Origin of the sequence: Nocardia sp. NPDC051929 (assembly GCF_044548645.1) — a bacterium.
Classification (GTDB): domain Bacteria; phylum Actinomycetota; class Actinomycetes; order Mycobacteriales; family Mycobacteriaceae; genus Nocardia; species Nocardia sichangensis.
In genome coordinates this window covers 84521-100472 of sequence record NZ_JBIUCG010000011.1, presented here as the reverse complement: position 1 = coordinate 100472, position 15952 = coordinate 84521, and the positions used below count along the sequence as shown (strand labels likewise).

Sequence of the window (15952 nt, the reverse complement as noted above, 5' to 3'; positions counted from 1 at the left end):
GTCAGGTGTCGAAAGGAGCGATCAACCCGGTCTGTATGGCCAGAGCCGCGGCGAAGAAGAAATTGCCCCAGATCAGCTCGTGGTTGGTGGCAAGCCCGCGGCCGAAGTCGTAGCATCCGCCACCCAGCCTGCCCCCGGGTTGCGGCGCGCCGGGACCGCTCATGAAGTCCGTGGCAAGCCGTCGCGTGATCTCGGTGGCTCGCAGCCGCATCGCTGCGGACCGTGCTGTACGCGTTTGTGCTGCAGCAAGTTTCAGCAGCGCTACCGCCTCGATCGCGGCGGCCGAGGTGTCTGGTGGCGCGTCAGGATGGTTTTCGGCGGTTGGTACCAGGAGTTGATCGGCATCGAGGAGTGCACAGGCATCGAAGAGGAATTCCGGGGACAGGTACCGGCATGCGTCGGCCAGTGCGAGCAGGAGCCAGGCCCTGCCTCGGCTCCATCCTCGCTGCGGTTGCGGCGAGGGAAGCCATGTGCCATCCGACCAGGCCCATGCTGGGGTGCCGATCGGTGTTGTCCGCCAGAGGTGCAGGTGTGTTGAGAGATGTTCGCGGGCGATATCCGCGCCGCGGGGGTCTTTGTCTGTGGCCAGAAGTGGTACTAGGCCGGGAATTCCGTCCACGCGAGCGAGGAGGCGTGGGCCACCGAACGCTGAACCCCATGGCAGTATACGGAGATTGTGATCGAAGTCCGAACGGCACTGGCGTGCGGCACTCTCGCGGAGCGCTGAGGCGCGGGAGTCTTCCCCGCGCCTGGTTGCCAGGGCTGTTCCGTACCAGAGAATCAACCCGCGGGTGGAAGTGTCCGATGTCACCCAGTCGGCCAGGCGTTGTGTCGTCTCTGCGGCGGCGTTGCGATGCTCGTGCCGACCGCTAGCTGATGCGCGCAGCCACAGCAGGCCTGCCCAGAAGCCGCCGGTCCAGGATCCGCGGGAGGTGGTTGTCCATTCGCCGGAAATGCTGTCGGCGTAGAGCGGAAACCGGGTGCCCACAGCGGCTTGTGTGCTCGATACGCGGTTCATGAGGGCATCGAATGCCTCGCACGCCCAATCCGTCACCATGTTGCGCCCCCGCACCATTCCGTCGTATGCAGCTGTTGAACTGTACGTAATGAAAACTGCTGTCGCGGCGCACGTTTCGTGCATTCACAGCGGCGCTTGTCATGCATATTCCTCACGCCCGCTCCTCGACGCGGGCCTCACGATCGCGCACTGCCCACAACGCCGCGACAGCGAATTCCACCGCGACCATCAGCCAGCTGTTGCTGTATCCGATCGAGGGCACCACGGTGCCGAAAAACGGCGGGCCAATCGCGAATCCGGCGAAGAACCCCGCCGACACCAATGCCGAGTTGCGTCCGGCTCGTCCAGGGGCCGAGCGCTGGATCACCAACACCATGGACACCGCGTTGCCCGCCATGCCGAAGAAGCCGACGGCAATCACCGCGATCCACACCACCCCGGTCATCAGGGCGGAGGCGGCCAGCAGCAGCGCCGCGATGCCGGATCCGAACGCCAATCCGGCGGGCAGGACGACTGCCGCGCGCGGGTTCCCCGCCACACGTGCCCAGCCGATGCGACCTGCGATGCCCGCTACGCCGAGCACGGCCACCAGGGTCCCCGCTGCCGCAGCGCCGAGGCCGAGCCGTCGTTCGCCGAACAGCGCCAAGTAAGTGTTGATCGATGCCATGGCGGCTCCCAGAAACAGGGAGTACACGGCCAGCCAGTACACGATGCCGTCGTTCCCGCGTGGTTGCGGCTTGTCACCGATGCCCGAGCTGGACGCGCCGTGATGCTGTCGCGACGGGTCGGCGGGCAGGGTACGCCACACCCACAGCGCTACTAGCAGCGCGATACCCGCCGCCGTCCACACCGCAGTACGCCAGCCCGCCGAAGCGGCCAGCGCGGTGAGCGGCAATCCAGCGGCGATGGCGCCGAGTTGGACACCGGATTGTTTGGCGCCGGTCACCCCTGCGCGATAGGTCGGCGGGATTGCAGCCAGGATCGCTTTGTTCGTTGCGGGGTTGGCCAGTGCCTGCGGCACGCCGCCCAGGGCCACCGCGGCGAGGAGGACGCCGTAGGCCGGTGCGGCGGCGATGGCGCCGAGGGCCGCACTGACGGTCAGCAGCAGCGCGATCAGGCATCGTCGTGGACCGAGCAGATCCACCGCGCTACCGGCCAGCGGCGACAGCAGCGCGGCTGTTCCGAAGCCCATGGTCGTCGTCAATCCCAATGCGGTGGTGGACATCCCGAGATCCGGAACGAGGCGCGGGCCCAGCGCGCCGAGGACGAACAATTGCAGCATGGAGAAGGCCATGGCTGCTGTCAGTACGCCGGTCACCGAGGCTGTCGTCAGCCGGTCCCGTCCAACCGCGGGGTGTGTCTGCACTGCCGTCCTCCCAGCCATGCCACGCCGCCCATCAGCGGCCCTGAGGTCAGATAGTCGCGCGGCGTGCGGGTTCGGTTCCGCCAGCAGGCGAGTAGCGGAGCCCGGCCCTACCGATCGGAAGCGTCGGCGACGGTGGCGTCCGGTCCACCGATGTCGGGAACTTTCCGTCGGTGCGATCCGACCACTATGCGCGAGCTGTTTCCTCTGGAGGGCAGTACTTTCTGGTCGGAGGTCGGGTGGATCCAACGGTGGACGTGAATCGCGGAGATGTCCGTTGCATTGGGATCGTCGCGGTGGTGGTGTCGCTGACGCTCGTCACCGGCGCCGTGCTGGCGATGGGTGAGGTTCCTTACCGCGCGGCCGGCACGACGTATCCCGGGCTTGCGTCCGCGTTGGGCTACGCGCTGTTGCGGACGGTGGCCGCGCTCGCGGGCGCGGTGGCGCTCGGTTCTCTGGTCTACGCGGTGTGCTGTACGCGGGTCTCCGCACAGGGGCGGATCCTGGTCGACGGCTATGCGGGCTTGCGGCTGGCCGAGCGTGCCGGCCTGGTCTGGTTCGTCTCGGCGCTGGTATTGATACCGGTCACAGCAGCGGATGTCGGTGGGTTGAGCCTGTCGGGCCTGGTGCGCGCGGGCGCGCTCGGAGCGTTACTCGATGCGAGCGAGAAACCCAAGGCATGGGTTGTCGTCGCCGCGCTGGCCGCTGTGGTGAGTCTCGGTGCACGGCTGACGTTGTCCTGGAGCGGGGTCGTCTTGCTGACGTTGGTGGCGGCTGTGGGCGTGCTGCCGCCCGCGTTGGTCGGCAACGCGGGTGAAGGGCCGAACCACGATTACGGCACGGGCGCGATGATCCTCTTCCAGGTCGCGGTGTCGGTGGGGCCGGGGTTGTTCTGGTGTGTGGCCGAGCAGCTGCGGCGCGGTGGTTCGGACACGGCGGTCGCAGTTCGGCGCGCCGTGGTCATCGGGATGCTGTGCACGGTGACCGCGGCGGCCGGCGGGCTGGTGCTCGTACTCGTGCTGTTACCGTGGTCGTGTGTGCTCACGACCGGATACGGACGGTTGGCACTGTTCGCGGGATTGGGGCTCGTCGCGGCGGGGTGGACGCTGTGGCGCTCTTACCGCACCCGGGTGCCGGATGATGGGAATGTATTCGTATACGCCTGTAGCGCAGCGCTTTCCGCAGTGGTGCTGAGTGTACTGGTGGCGATGGCGGTGCAACCGGCGCCCGCGTTCGCCGACCGGTCGTTCACCGCGCAGGAGGTGTTCCTCGGTTTCGAACTGACGGATCGGCCCGCCTTGTGGCGGCTGCTGGCGTCGTGGCGTTTCGATTTCGTGCTCGGGACGGCGGCGTCGGTCGCGGTTGTGGCGTATGTCCTCGGCGTGTGGCGTCTGCGTCGTCGTGGGGACCGCTGGTCGCGATGGCGCACTCTGTCATGGATGGGTGGTTGTCTAGCGCTACTGATCGCCACGTCCTCGGGCATCGGCACCTACGGTCTCGCGATGTTCAGCATGCACATGATCACGCATATGGCTTTGAACATGTTCGTCCCGGTGCTTCTTGTGCTCGGCGCGCCGGTGACGCTGTTGCTGCGAGCTCTTCCGTCGGCGGCGCGGGGCGCGGTGCACGGGCCGCGCGAGTGGGTGCTGGCGCTGTTGCATGCCAAGCCGACCGCTGTCCTGGCTTACCCCGGCACAGCGATCGCGCTGTTCGTGGTCTCCTTGTACGGGCTGTATTTCACGACGCTGTTCGAAAACCTGACCCGCTACCACTGGGGCCACGTCCTGATGAACGTCCACTTTCTGATCGTCGGGTACCTGTTCTACTGGGGCATCATCGGCATCGATCCGGGTCCGCGCAGACTGCCTCATCTGGGGCGGCTGGGGATGCTGTTCGCGGTGATGCCGTTCCACGCGTTCTTCGGCATCGCGATCATGTCGATGAATTCCGTTGTGGGCCAGCGGTTCTACGGCAATCTCCAGTTGCCGTGGACGATCGATCTGCTGGCGGATCAGCACGCCGGGGGCGGCATTGCCTGGGTGTCCGGTGAGGTCCCGATTCTGCTGGTGGTGGGCGCGTTGCTGACGCAGTGGGCGGCCCAGGATCGGCGCACCGCGGTGCGCACCGACCGCAAGGACGACGAGTACGGCGATTCCGACCTCGCCGCTTACAACGCGATGCTGGAGCAGCTGGCACGCAGCCGTAGGTGATCTTGCCCGAGCCGTTTGACCAAGATGCCCGGTACCCGATCACCCGCCCAGCCGCGCTCGGCGCAGGCGCAGGCTGTTGGAGACGACGAAGAACGACGAAAAAGCCATCGCCGCGCCCGCGATCAGGGGGTTCAGCAAACCCAGCGCGGCCACCGGGATGGCGACGATGTTGTAGCCGAAGGCCCAAAACAAGTTCCCTTTGATGGTGCGCAAAGTCGCGTGCGCCAGCTCGATCGCGTCGGTGGCCGCGGCGAGGTCTTCGCGCACCAGGATGACATCGGCGGCGGCGATCGCGACATCGGTGCCCGCGCCGATCGCCATGCCGAGGTCCGCGGTGGCCAGCGCCGCGCCGTCATTGATGCCGTCGCCGATCATGGCGACTCGATGTCCGCGCTCCTGCATCTGTGCGATCAGCTCGACCTTGCCTTCGGGCAGTAGCTCGGCCACCACCTCGTCGATGCCGATCTCGTCGGCGACGGACTGCGCGGCATACGCGTTGTCGCCGGTGAACATGAACACGCGCAGACCGAGTCGATGCAGTCGGGCGACAGCAGGAGCCGCGCTGTCTTTCACGGTGTCGGCCACCGCGACGAGCGCGACGGCGACCCGGTCCACCCCGACCAGCACAACGGTGCGGCCGACTCGTTCCTGACGGCGGAGCTCCCGCAGTAAGGCCCGGGGCACGTCGATGCGCTGTTGGTGAAAGAGACGGAGCCTTCCCACGTGCACTTGCGCACCTTCGACGATGCCGCGTGCACCCAGTCCCGGTAGTGCCTCGAAGGATTCGATCGTAGGCAGGGTGTCGTGGATTTGTCGTGCATGCCGGGTGATCGCGGCCGCGACCGCATGTTCGGAGGCCGATTCCACGGCCCCGGCCAAACGCAGCACCTCGCCGTCGGTGCGCGTGCCCTCGACGGTTACGGCGACGACGCTCATCACCCCGTGGGTGAGGGTGCCGGTTTTATCGAGCACCACGGTGTCGACGTCGCGAGTCGCTTCCAGCGCTGGATGACCCTTGATGAAGATGCCCAGCTGCGCACCACGGCCGGATGCCACCAGCAGCGCGGTGGGTATGGCCAGGCCCAGCGCGCACGGACAGGCGACGACCAACACCGCCAGCGCTGCCGCGGCCGCACGCTCACCTCCGCTCCCGGTCATCCACCACACGCCGAAGGTCACGCCTGCGAGCAGGAATACGCATGGCACGAAGACCGATGACACACGGTCGGCCACGCGCTGCATGCGCGCCTTACCGGTCTGAGCCTGCTCGACGAGCCGGATCATGCCCGAGAGTTTGGTGTCGGCACCGACCGCGGCGGCCTCGACGATCAGCCGCCCGGTCAGCGCGGTGGTGCCGCCGATCACCGCCATACCCGGCGTGATGTCGACCGGAAGGGATTCGCCGGTCATGGCGGAGGCGTCGATGCTGGATTCGCCCGACACGACCAGTCCATCAGTGGCGATCGTCTCACCTGGCCGTACCACGAATCGCTGCCCCTCCACGAGTTCGCTTATCGGAATGCGCATCTCGCGCTCGTCGCGGGTCAGCACAGTGACCTCGCGGGCGCCGAGTGCGCTTCGCCTTCGCCTCGAAGTATCGCCCCGCGAGAACGAACGCGGTGACGCCCGCGGCGACTTCGAGATAGATGGCGTCGCTGGCCCAGATCGCAGCCCACACTCCGTCCGGCGCGGTTCCGGTCCGGGATGGGTGCAGATACATCGTGTCCAGCGACCACAGGGTGGCGGTGAGTACGCCGACCGAGACCAGGGTGTCCATGCTCGCGGCGCCGACTTTCGCGCCCGTGAACGCGCGCCGGTGGAACGGCGCCGCCGACCATAGCACGACGGGCAGGGCCAGCGCGGTGAGGATGAACTGCCAGCCGGGAATTCTGGTGGACGGCAGAGTCGCGAACATCACCGACAGGTCGGCCAGAGGGAAGAACGCCATCAGGGCGACCACGAGGCGGCGCAGGAGGTCCTTGACCTCGGCGTCCTCGGGGGTGGCGCTGATCGCCTCGGTGTGGTCGATGATGGGTGACGCGCCGTATCCCGCGGCGTCGACTTCTGCGCAAAGGTCTTCGGCGGTGACATGGTCGGCGGCATCGATCGTGGCGACTCCGGTCGCGTAGTTCACCGATGCGGTGACGCCGTCGACTTTGTTCAGCCTGCGTTCGACTCTGTTCGCGCATGCGGCGCAGCTCATTCCGGTGACGGCGAGAGAGATCCGGTTGGGCGCGTGGGTTGTCGAGTCGAGCTCGATGGTCATGTGAGTCCCTCTTATTATGCGGCGGGATCTTGGGTCGAGCGGAGATGATCTGCGCGTCTGCCCAGTCGGGCGCCTGTGGGCAGGACGAATTCAGTGGGTGCGCGGTCGCCGACCGGAGGAGAGGTGTCAGGTCGTCGCGTGCGGTGGACGATGGTGACCAGTGCGAGCGCGACGACCAGTACGCCGTGCGACGCGACGCGCGGCAGTGGCACCACGCCGGAATGCAGGTCGGCGACAACGAAGGCGCTGAGTACGGCGACGACTGCGGCGAGCACGGGCAGTATTCCCGCGGCCGCCGATGGACGTATCGCACAGGCGAGCAGTCCGACCCCGATGGCCAGGTTCCACGCGGTGCTCTCGTTGAGCAGGTGGCGAGTCATTTCGGCACCGTGGTGGCTCATTCCGAAGTCGAGGCCTGCGATTTGGGCCAGTGCGAGGGCGACCTGCACGACACCGAGCGCGCCGAGCAGCAGTCTCGTCAGCTCGACCCGCGAACTCGGCACGATTGCGCGCAATGTCGAGGAGACCGATCGCCTCGGCCGTTGCAGTTCGGCTGCGGCATAGATCACGTCGGTGAGGTCGGGTGCGCGCGACCGGCTCCCGCGCACGAGCTTCGAAACCTCCACGGCCGTGAGGTACCAGGAACAGCACTCTCGGCACTGCTCCAGGTGCTCATCCACCCGCGTCGAGGGGACGGCTTCGGGCTCACCGTCGATCCGAGCCGACAGTGCTGTCCGGCAAACTTCGCACTCCACGTGCAGATTGTCGTCCACTCCGACACTCGAGTTCCCCGAAGGCCGCGATTACCGTCCCGCGGGAAACCGCAGCCTCAGAGTGGACTCGGCTCGGAGGCGTGTGTGGCGCCGATCCAGGGCAAGAGTTGGTAGATCGTTTCGTCGGTGAGGCGGTAGCGCATGAAGCCGGTCTCATGCCCTGGCGCGTCGTCGGATGCGGTGTAATCGTGCTGACCGACCCGCCTGAAAAGCCGGAACACGAACCCTTCTTGTTCACGTGGCGGTAGATGGTGGGCCGGGTGACGCCGAACTCGGCGGCGATCTGGTCGACGGTGGAGCGACGTTTGTCGCGTTCATCGAATTTGTCGTACATCTGCCGATCCAGCCCCACCTGCCGGGGGCCGAGTCTGGGGTTCTGGCCGCCGGTGCGAGTTCGGCCAAGGGGACGCCGCGTCCGGCCAGGATCGGGCTCAGCAGCGATCCGCCGCCGATGCCGTAGATGCCGCCGACGACGCCGACCACCAGCGCGAGAGTGGCGATGGACCGGACCGACGGGCGCGGCTTCTCGGTGCGGGGACCACTGGCGGTGCGCAGGCACAGCCACGGCCCCAGCGCCAGCAACAGCGCTGCCGCGACGAGCTTGAACGTGGCCGCGGCGGGGAAGGCGAACACGCGGATGAGCGCGCCGGTTACGGCGCCGGGCAGGGTGCGATCAGCAGGAGCCGGGTCAACGGGTGCGCAGGGAGCTGCGGCGGCCGTAGCGCAGCAGCGCGCCGGGGATGGACACCACGTTAGCCAGCAGGTTCGTCGGTGTCACGGCAGGGCTGGGCACCCCGAGAACGCTGAGCTGGATCGGCAGCAGAAACACCGCTCCCGACACGCCGACGGGCGTGGTCACCACCGACACCAGCAACCCCGCCACGAACCCCGACAGCACCGATCCCAAATCCACATTCGGACTATCGCAGCGCACACCGGGATCGATCCGGATGACATCGAGAGCTGGTTCATCGACAACATTCGCGTTGCACCCGGGTGGAAGGTCGGCGGCCATATCCGGTGGGGCACCACGGACCCCTTTCCACAGCCATGCCCCACCTGCGGTACCGAGACCGAACCGCTGCTCACCGTCGCCTCGTCCGAATGGGACGCCGGAACCCACAGCTGGATACCCTACGAAGATCGGGCCCTCGCAGGCGATTACAGCACGACCACAGGCCCCGACGTCACAATTGCTCGCGGTTACAACATGATCCTTCGCGTCTGCCCAATCTCACCCGATCACCCCCACATTCAACTGATGCAGTAGGCCCGTATCAATGGCCGACAGGGTCAGCCTGCGATGGCCAGTGACACATCGCCCGCCGTGACATCGACATCCGCCGCGCCGACGACGGTCCGTCCGTTACCCTCTCAACCCTACAGTAATATAGGCAACGATGTTGCCGATAATTGAAGTTCGAGGAGAGGGTGATCGGCATGCGTACTGTCGAAGTGAACGCCAGGTACGGGGCCCGACCGGAGGAGGTTTGGGCGATCCTCTGCGATCTGCACCGCTGGAGTGAATGGTTGATGATTCACAAGGCGTGGAAGAGTGACGTCCCGAATCGGGTCACCAGAGGTGATGCGGTGACGGCGGCTGCGACGGTCATGAATATGCCGATCTCCATCGATTGGACGGTCGAGGATGCCATGGAGCCGCACTCCCTCGTGCTGGGCGGAACCACCAGGGCTGGCGTCAAGCTGGCCTTGGCCGTCAATCTTCGGGCCGAGTCGGAGGGCACGACTGTCGCCATGACGGCAAATATCGAGGGGGGAATGATCGACGGGCCGATGGGGGGCATGTTCAAGCGATCGCTGGTCGGCGCGCTCGACAAGTCCCTGAAGAAGGCCGAGGCGCTTCTGTAGGCGGTGCAAAGTGCCCTCGATGTGGTCGCCGGGCGAAGTTTGCCACCCGGTTCGAGCGAGGATTGCGCGAGCGGGCGACCGCGGCGATCGAGAGCGACGGTTGTAGTCGACTCCTCGTTCGCGCCGAACTGTTCTCGGCGCCGGTACTTGTATCGGTAACACCGTTGCCGATATAGTTGGCCTGCGCTCGCGAGGACGACCGGAGGCCAAGGTGTCGTGTCGGCGAGTCACCGCATCGGCTATCCGGTCCGGGCAACTCGCCGGCTCGCCGGTGCTGACCGGCATGGATGACCTCCGTTGTCCCCTCGGCTTGCCCTCACCCTCCTTCGGCCGACGCGCACGGCTCGGCCGAGGGAGCGTGGACATCACGCAACTGCCCCGCTGTATCCGAACTGGAGGAGAACTTTGGACGGCCGAACGCTCTCGCTACACCGCTTGCCGTACGGCACGACTCGTTGTCGGCGGGCTTCGGGTGGTGCTACCAGTAGCGGCTGGGGTCTGGCGATGGTGGTGGACGAGCGATGACAACCGGGAATCGACTGCTGTTGCGTGGCGGGATCGTTCTCACCATGGATGCCGATCTCGGCGATTACGAACGCGCCGACGTGCTCATCGAAGACGGCAGGATCGCAAGTGTCGGGGCGGATCTGGGCGCCGACGGCGTCACGGTCGTCGAGTGCGAAGGGAAGATTGTCCTTCCCGGGTTCGTGAACTCACACCATCACATGTTTCAGACCGCCTTACGGTCGTACTGGTCCGATGCGCTGGACTCCGACTATTTCCTGCAGTCACGCTTCGGCGCCGACGGGCTGTTCCATCAGTACACGCCCGAGGACGTGTACTGGGGTGAGTTCGGCGGAGCGCTGGAGAATCTGGCAGCGGGCACCACGACCGTCGTCGATACCTCGCAATGCTCCTACACTCCTGAACACACCGACGCGGCGCTGGATGGCATCCGCCGCTCCGGCATCCGTTGCGTTTTCAGTTTCTCGCCGTGTTTCGGCGACCATGAACCCTCGCCGTCGTACGCCCATCCGGAAGACATTCATCGTCTGCAACAGACCGCCGCTACAAGGGACGGAGACCTTGTTCGCATGGCGTTGGGCTATCACGTCGATGAAGACCTGTTCCAACTCGCCAAGGAACTACAGCTGCCCGTCTTCGCGCATGTCAACGATGTCAACTGGGGGCGTGCACTCGAAGAGTTCGAGAAGCAGGGCCTCCTCGGGCCATGGATCACCTACATCCATTGCCTCGGCCTGGAGGATTCGGCGTGGCGGGTGATCGAGCGTACCGGTGGCAAGGTATCGGTCTCGGCCGTCGCCGAACAGTCCCTCGCGATGGGACGGCCTGCGCTGCAAGCCGCACTCGACCACAGAATTTCGGTGAGTTTCGGCACGGACGCCGTCAGCATTGCGCCCGTGGACTTCTTCTCGCAGATGCGCGCGGCGTACGTGCTGCAGCGAAGCGGCATCCCGCCACTGGTGGATGAAGCGTCGGAAACGATGTCACCGGTGTCGACCCGCGACATCCTTCGGATGGCGACGCTCGGCGGAGCCCAGGCTGCTCATCTCGACCATCTCGTCGGCTCGCTCACCCCGGGTAAACGAGCCGACATCATCGTCTTGAACGCACGCACGCTCAACGCAGGCCCGATCAACCACGCACCCGGCGCCATCGTCCAGTTGATGGACACAAGCAACGTCGACACGGTCATCGTCGACGGGTGGGTGGTCAAACGGGGCGGCCGACTGGTCGGTGTGGATGTGGAGGACGTGCTCGAGCACCTACATCGATCGGCGGCTGGTATCGTGCGACGCTCCGGCACAGCAAATGTCCTCCTAACCGGTTGCCGACAGCGCTAGGCGTGCATTCGCACGACCAGCGGGCGAACGGCCGGGCGCTCGGCATACTGCGTACACGCGCGGCGCTGATGCGCCCTGGGCGGCAGCCTGTACCCGCGAATCGGCCTCGCTGATCTGACACAGGGGCGCCGCCGTCGCGCGATCTCGCGGCGGGCAGCATGGACGCACCTCGTCGACTCTGGCATCGCACCGGTTCTCGGCGTCTTCGGAGGTCGTTGCAGTCTCGCTGCCGGGGCTATTTGTCGGCGAGTACTGCCGACTCGGGTGACGTTCTAACGCGGAAACGAGCACCCGCGTCAGGTTGAGCCAGTCGAGTCCCTTCCTGTGGCGTGCAGGTCCACGAGGCCTGCGACGAGCAATCGCAGGCCGAAGTGGAACTCGTCTTCCAATGTCTGCGTGGGTAGGCAGTCGGCGACGGCGACCGTGGCGGGGAACTGCGCGGGATCGAGCCGGCGATACAGAGCGGTGAGGCCGGCGGGCTCGATGTTGGCTTCGGTGTTGTGGCCGTGTAGCTGGGCGGCGAACCCGATGACATAGCGGGCCACGGTGGCGTACACCAATGCCGCGTGTTCCGGGGGGAATTCGTTGGCGAGCAATATCGCCAAGATCCGCTCACGCAACATGAGCGCATTGGGGCCGGTCGGTACCTGCTCGATGAGCAGGGGTGCGACACCGCGATGGCGGTGCAGGGTCGAGAACATGGCTTCGGCGGCGGCCGCGCACGCGCGCTGCCAGTCGCCCTCCGGTGCGTTGTCCTCGATCTCCACCTCGCCGAGCACCCGGTCGACCACGTGGCCGATGAGTTCGGCGCGATTGGCAACGGCCCGGTACAGCACCGCCGTGCCGGTATCGAGACGTTGGGCCAGGGTGCGCATCGACAAGGCGTCGGGCCCTTCCTCGTCGACGATGCGCGTCGCGGTGGCCACGATGCGGTCGAACGGCACCCGTGGGCGGCCGGGGGAGCGGCGTGCCGGAGTCTCTGCGGTATCTGAATCGGAGGCGGTCACAATCTCATTCTCTCGTACCGGCGGACTGAGGCATCCGACTGCCGCAATATCGGGCACGTCGTTGCCGTTACGGGTTGACCAAGGGAAAGTTATCGGCAACACTGTTACCATTATGAGTAGACGAGTAGCCGTCGATGACTACATCGACCCTGATTCGCGCTTCGCGCTCGTCGAGGGCCGCAAGCTGCACTACAAGCGGGCTGGTGCGGGGCCCTCCGTGCTGCTGCTCCATGGCAGCGGCTCATCGCTGCATTGCTTCGACCAGGTGGCTTCGGCGTTGTCGTCGTCCTTCGACGTGATCCGGCTGGACCTGCCCGGGTTCGGCCTCACGGGGCCGCGTGTAGACCGCGACTACACGGTGCGAACGTTCGCCAGAACGGTCGCCGCGTTCTTGGACTCGCTGGGGGTGCCGAAGGCTTCGGTGGTGGGCAATTCGCTGGGTGGCAACATCGCCTGGAACTTCGCTCTGGATTACCCGCGACGGGTGGATCGTCTGGTATTGATCAATGCCACGGGCTATCCGGGTAAATCGCTTCCGGTGGCGCTGCGTCTGGCGAGGAACCCTGTCGGCCGGGTGTTGCTGCGGCGCTTGTCGTCTCGCGCGGCCACCGCACGCAATCTGCGCTCCGCGGTGGGGTCGCGGTCGTCGGTGGTGGACGACGCGATGGTCGACCGGGTGCACGCCATGCTGACCCGGCCTGGTAACCAGCAGGCCTTCATCGACTTCGCCAATACCGACCAGATCGACCGCACCGCCGAGATCCCGGCCATCGCCGCGCCCACGTTGGTACTGCGCAGCGCGTCGATCGACGGTCAGCATTTCACCCGCGACATCCCCGGCTCCCGCGAGCAGGTGCACCCCGGCGGCGGGCATCTGCTTCCCGACGAAGACCCGGAGTGGGTGGCAGGCGCTGTCCTCGACTTCTTGACCACCGAGCCGACCACGGCGACGAAAGGCAGGCGATGAAGTACTTCGTGGCCCGCGGCGAAACCCGCCGGTTGAACCAGGGCAGCCGCGCCGGACTGCGCGGTGACTTCCTCCAATGCCGCGACGGAGTCACCCACTACGAGCTGACCGGACCCATCGGAGCTGAGACTGTCGTCTTCGTGGGTGGGCTGACCATCCCCCTGTTCTACTGGGACGACCTCGCCGCCGAACTCCTGCGGCGCGGATTTCGCACCCTCACCTACAGCGCCTACGGACGCGGTTACTCCGAGCGTGTGCGAGCCGCCTACGACGAATCACTGTTCGTGCGGCAACTGACCGATCTGACCGAACGACTAGGGCTTTACGAGCCCTACCACCTCGTCGGAACCTCGATGGGGGCGTTGGTCGCCATGGCCTTCGCCGCACAGCACACCGACCGGCTGGCGACACTGACCTTGGCGGGCCCGGCTGGGTTACAGCCCGAACCTGCCGCCGCACGGCTGCTGCGCCACGAGCGGTGGGGGACCGTCCTGGCCAGAATTCTGGGCAGCAGAATGCTCGACCGGCACCTCTCGCACAATGTTCGCGACCGGCAACGATCTGCGGCACTGACGGCGATGGTGCGGGAGTGCTACCAGTTCGACGGCTCGATCTATGCCCTGGCGGCCACGCTCGCCGATTTCCCGCTGTCCGCCCGCCACGACCTCTACCGGAGTACCGGACACCTACCGGTGCCGCGCATGTTGCTGTGGGGCGACGAAGACCAGGTCACACCCATCACCAGCTACGACGAGGTGTGTGCGCTGCTGGCTCCCACCGAGTCGCACATTCTCTCGCCGTGCGGGCACATGGTCCCCTACGAGGAGCCGGTCGAAATGAGCAAAAAGTTCGCCGCTTTTGTCCACGGCGTCAAGGACGGAGTACAGCGATGACGACATCGCCTGATACAGGTCTCGTCGACGTCCTCGTCGTCGGCGCCGGGCCCGCCGGCACCGGCTTGGCGATCGATCTGGCCCGTCGCGGGCTGGCGATACGGATCATCGACAAGGCTGCGCACGCCTTCGACGGTTCACGCGCCAAGGGCATCCAGCCGCGCAGCCTGGAAGTGCTCGAGGACCTGGGCGTCCTCGACGACATCCTCGCCGGAGGAGCCACCTACCCACCGTTGGGCATCCATGCCGGTCCCGTGACCATCCCTTGGCACATGCAGTCGCGTAACGAGGTGACATCCGATGTGCCACATCCGAACACGTGGCTGATCCCCCAGTTCCGCACCGACGCCGCGCTGCGCGCCGGGCTGCGGCGACTGGGCGGAACTGTCGAAACAGAGTGCGAGTTACTCGGATTCGAGCAGCGTCCGGATGCGGTGGTGGCGACCGTAGCCGGACCCGGCGGCGTGCACGAGATCGCCGCCCGCTATCTCGTCGGCGCCGACGGCGGAGCCAGCGCAGTCCGCAAGAACTCGGGTATCGCGTTCGAGGGCTCGACAGACGAGTCCGATCGGATGATCATCGTCGATGCCGTGGTGGAAGGTCTTTCCCGGGACCGCTGGCATGTGTGGCCCCGGCCTGGTGGTCGATTCGTCGGTGCGTGCCCGCTACCGCATTCCGAGCAGTTCCAGTGGATGATACGGCTGGCGCCCGACGAGCAGCCATCCCTCAACGACGACGACCTGAACACGCGCATCCGCGCCCACACCGGGAACACACGTATTCGCCTGTCGCAGATCAGTTGGAAGACGGTGTTCCGCCCCAATATCCGTCTGGCCCAGCAGTACCGGTCGGGACGGATACTCCTCGTCGGCGACGCCGCTCATGTACACACCCCGGCGGGTGCGCAGGGACTCAATACCGGCCTGCAGGACGCCTACAACCTCGGCTGGAAACTCGCTCAGGTGCTCGCGGGAGCGCCCGACAGCCTCCTGGACAGCTATGAGGCCGAACGGCAGCCGATCGCGGCCGGTGTACTGGGCTTGTCGACCAAAAAATACGAGGGGCTGTCCAAACTCGACCCGTCGTCGGTCAAACGCGGCAATGACGAACGCCAACTCGGCCTGCATTACCGTGGTGGACCGTTGACAACGGCCGAGGCCGAACGGACCGCGACCCTGCAGGTCGGTGACCGTGCTCCGGACGCGAGACTGCTGAACGCGACGGGGGGAGCGCAGCGGCTGTTCGACCTTTTCTCCGGTCCGCACTTCACCGCGCTCGCTTACGGTCCCTCTGCGGCCGAGGACCTGGCAGCACTACCCTGGCCCGCGGCTGGTGCGGAACTGAGACGAGTCGCCATCGACTGCGGGGAGCATGCGGCGGTCGATGTGGCCCTTATCGACATCACCGATTCCTTCGCTCGGATCTACGGCGTGCGTGAGTCCACGCTGCTGTTGATCCGCCCCGACGGCTACATCGGCGCCATCGCCACCACAGACCGGACGTCACGGACGCTGAAGGCCCTCAGCGCGATGACCCCGGAGTTGGCGGCTACCTCTGCGCTGCGTACCCCGGAGACGCAGGCATGACTCGCAACGTCATTCGCTGGGATCGCCCTCTCGCCAGGTGGGGGTGCGAGGACAGCGATACGGCGATCATTTCGGCCACGGCTGATTCTTCGAACGTCTTCGACTTCGCCGAAGAGGACGCGTGCAGGTGGGGGC

The 15952-nt window shown here is 66.2% G+C and carries 12 protein-coding genes and 2 pseudogenes; 6 read left to right on the top strand and 8 right to left on the bottom strand.

Going from position 1 to position 15952, the window contains the following annotated elements; genetic code table 11:
• Position 1: 1 nt before the first annotated feature.
• Positions 2-1018 carry a hypothetical protein gene (locus ACIHAX_RS16230; RefSeq protein ID WP_397278236.1) on the bottom strand — a complete coding sequence of 339 codons (1017 nt, stop codon included), beginning with the start codon at positions 1016-1018 and terminating at the stop codon, positions 2-4.
• A gap of 151 nt (positions 1019-1169) precedes the next feature.
• Entirely contained in the window at positions 1170-2336 is a 1167-nt protein-coding gene (locus ACIHAX_RS16225; protein WP_397278234.1) for an MFS transporter, read from the bottom strand.
• 344 nt (positions 2337-2680) lie between these two features.
• Here ACIHAX_RS16225 and ACIHAX_RS16220 point away from each other — a divergent pair, with 344 nt between their 5' ends.
• Positions 2681-4591: a cytochrome c oxidase assembly protein gene (locus ACIHAX_RS16220; protein WP_397278232.1), complete on the top strand. Its 1911-nt coding sequence runs from the start codon at positions 2681-2683 to the stop codon at positions 4589-4591.
• Positions 4592-4630: 39 nt separating this feature from the next.
• Here ACIHAX_RS16220 and ACIHAX_RS16215 read toward each other — a convergent pair.
• The 5 genes and pseudogenes from ACIHAX_RS16215 to ACIHAX_RS16195 all read right to left on the bottom strand — a co-directional run bounded on the left by ACIHAX_RS16215 (position 4631) and on the right by ACIHAX_RS16195 (position 8543).
• Positions 4631-6857 (bottom strand): annotated as a pseudogene (locus tag ACIHAX_RS16215) (heavy metal translocating P-type ATPase).
• A gap of 14 nt (positions 6858-6871) precedes the next feature.
• Complete coding sequence (locus ACIHAX_RS16210; RefSeq protein ID WP_355079577.1) at positions 6872-7483, bottom strand: hypothetical protein; 612 nt, start codon at positions 7481-7483, stop codon at positions 6872-6874.
• Between the two features lie 33 nt (positions 7484-7516).
• A pseudogene (locus tag ACIHAX_RS16205) lies at positions 7517-7612 on the bottom strand (zf-HC2 domain-containing protein); the annotation flags it as partial.
• A gap of 252 nt (positions 7613-7864) precedes the next feature.
• Positions 7865-8296 carry a TSUP family transporter gene (locus ACIHAX_RS16200; RefSeq protein WP_397278406.1) on the bottom strand — a complete coding sequence of 144 codons (432 nt, stop codon included), beginning with the start codon at positions 8294-8296 and terminating at the stop codon, positions 7865-7867.
• Between the two features lie 22 nt (positions 8297-8318).
• Positions 8319-8543 carry a hypothetical protein gene (locus ACIHAX_RS16195; RefSeq protein WP_397278230.1) on the bottom strand — a complete coding sequence of 75 codons (225 nt, stop codon included), beginning with the start codon at positions 8541-8543 and terminating at the stop codon, positions 8319-8321.
• A gap of 527 nt (positions 8544-9070) precedes the next feature.
• On the opposite strand from ACIHAX_RS16195, the gene ACIHAX_RS16190 reads away from it, so the two are divergent.
• Together ACIHAX_RS16190 and ACIHAX_RS16185 are read left to right on the top strand one after the other, a co-directional pair.
• Positions 9071-9499 carry an SRPBCC family protein gene (locus ACIHAX_RS16190; RefSeq protein WP_397278228.1) on the top strand — a complete coding sequence of 143 codons (429 nt, stop codon included), beginning with the start codon at positions 9071-9073 and terminating at the stop codon, positions 9497-9499.
• Between the two features lie 569 nt (positions 9500-10068).
• Positions 10069-11364, top strand: a complete 1296-nt coding sequence (locus ACIHAX_RS16185) for an amidohydrolase family protein (RefSeq protein WP_397278226.1) — start codon at positions 10069-10071, stop codon at positions 11362-11364.
• A gap of 296 nt (positions 11365-11660) precedes the next feature.
• On the opposite strand, the gene ACIHAX_RS16180 is transcribed toward ACIHAX_RS16185, so the two are convergent.
• Entirely contained in the window at positions 11661-12371 is a 711-nt protein-coding gene (locus tag ACIHAX_RS16180) for a TetR/AcrR family transcriptional regulator C-terminal domain-containing protein (RefSeq protein ID WP_397278224.1), read from the bottom strand.
• 112 nt (positions 12372-12483) lie between these two features.
• On the opposite strand from ACIHAX_RS16180, the gene ACIHAX_RS16175 reads away from it, so the two are divergent.
• Genes ACIHAX_RS16175 through ACIHAX_RS16165 form a run of 3 tightly spaced genes read left to right on the top strand, consistent with a single transcriptional unit; the run spans position 12484 to position 15817 of the window.
• Positions 12484-13338, top strand: a complete 855-nt coding sequence (locus ACIHAX_RS16175; RefSeq protein WP_397278222.1) for an alpha/beta fold hydrolase — start codon at positions 12484-12486, stop codon at positions 13336-13338.
• A complete protein-coding gene (locus ACIHAX_RS16170; RefSeq protein ID WP_397278220.1) occupies positions 13335-14231 on the top strand; it encodes an alpha/beta fold hydrolase in 897 nt (298 codons plus the stop codon). The genes ACIHAX_RS16175 and ACIHAX_RS16170 overlap by 4 nt, the downstream gene beginning before the upstream one ends.
• A complete protein-coding gene (locus ACIHAX_RS16165; protein ID WP_397278218.1) occupies positions 14228-15817 on the top strand; it encodes an FAD-dependent oxidoreductase in 1590 nt (529 codons plus the stop codon). Before ACIHAX_RS16170 ends, ACIHAX_RS16165 begins: the two co-directional genes overlap by 4 nt.
• The last annotated feature ends 135 nt before the right edge of the window (positions 15818-15952 follow it).

Bases quoted from the DNA above. Each gene is read 5' to 3' on its own strand.
- ACIHAX_RS16230 (WP_397278236.1), bottom strand. From the start codon at position 1,018: ATGAACCGCGTATCGAGCACACAAGCCGCTGTGGGCACCCGGTTTCCG.
- ACIHAX_RS16190 (WP_397278228.1), top strand. From the start codon at position 9,071: ATGCGTACTGTCGAAGTGAACGCCAGGTACGGGGCCCGACCGGAGGAG.
- ACIHAX_RS16185 (WP_397278226.1), top strand. From the start codon at position 10,069: ATGGATGCCGATCTCGGCGATTACGAACGCGCCGACGTGCTCATCGAA.
- ACIHAX_RS16175 (WP_397278222.1), top strand. From the start codon at position 12,484: ATGAGTAGACGAGTAGCCGTCGATGACTACATCGACCCTGATTCGCGC.
- ACIHAX_RS16170 (WP_397278220.1), top strand. From the start codon at position 13,335: ATGAAGTACTTCGTGGCCCGCGGCGAAACCCGCCGGTTGAACCAGGGC.
- ACIHAX_RS16165 (WP_397278218.1), top strand. From the start codon at position 14,228: ATGACGACATCGCCTGATACAGGTCTCGTCGACGTCCTCGTCGTCGGC.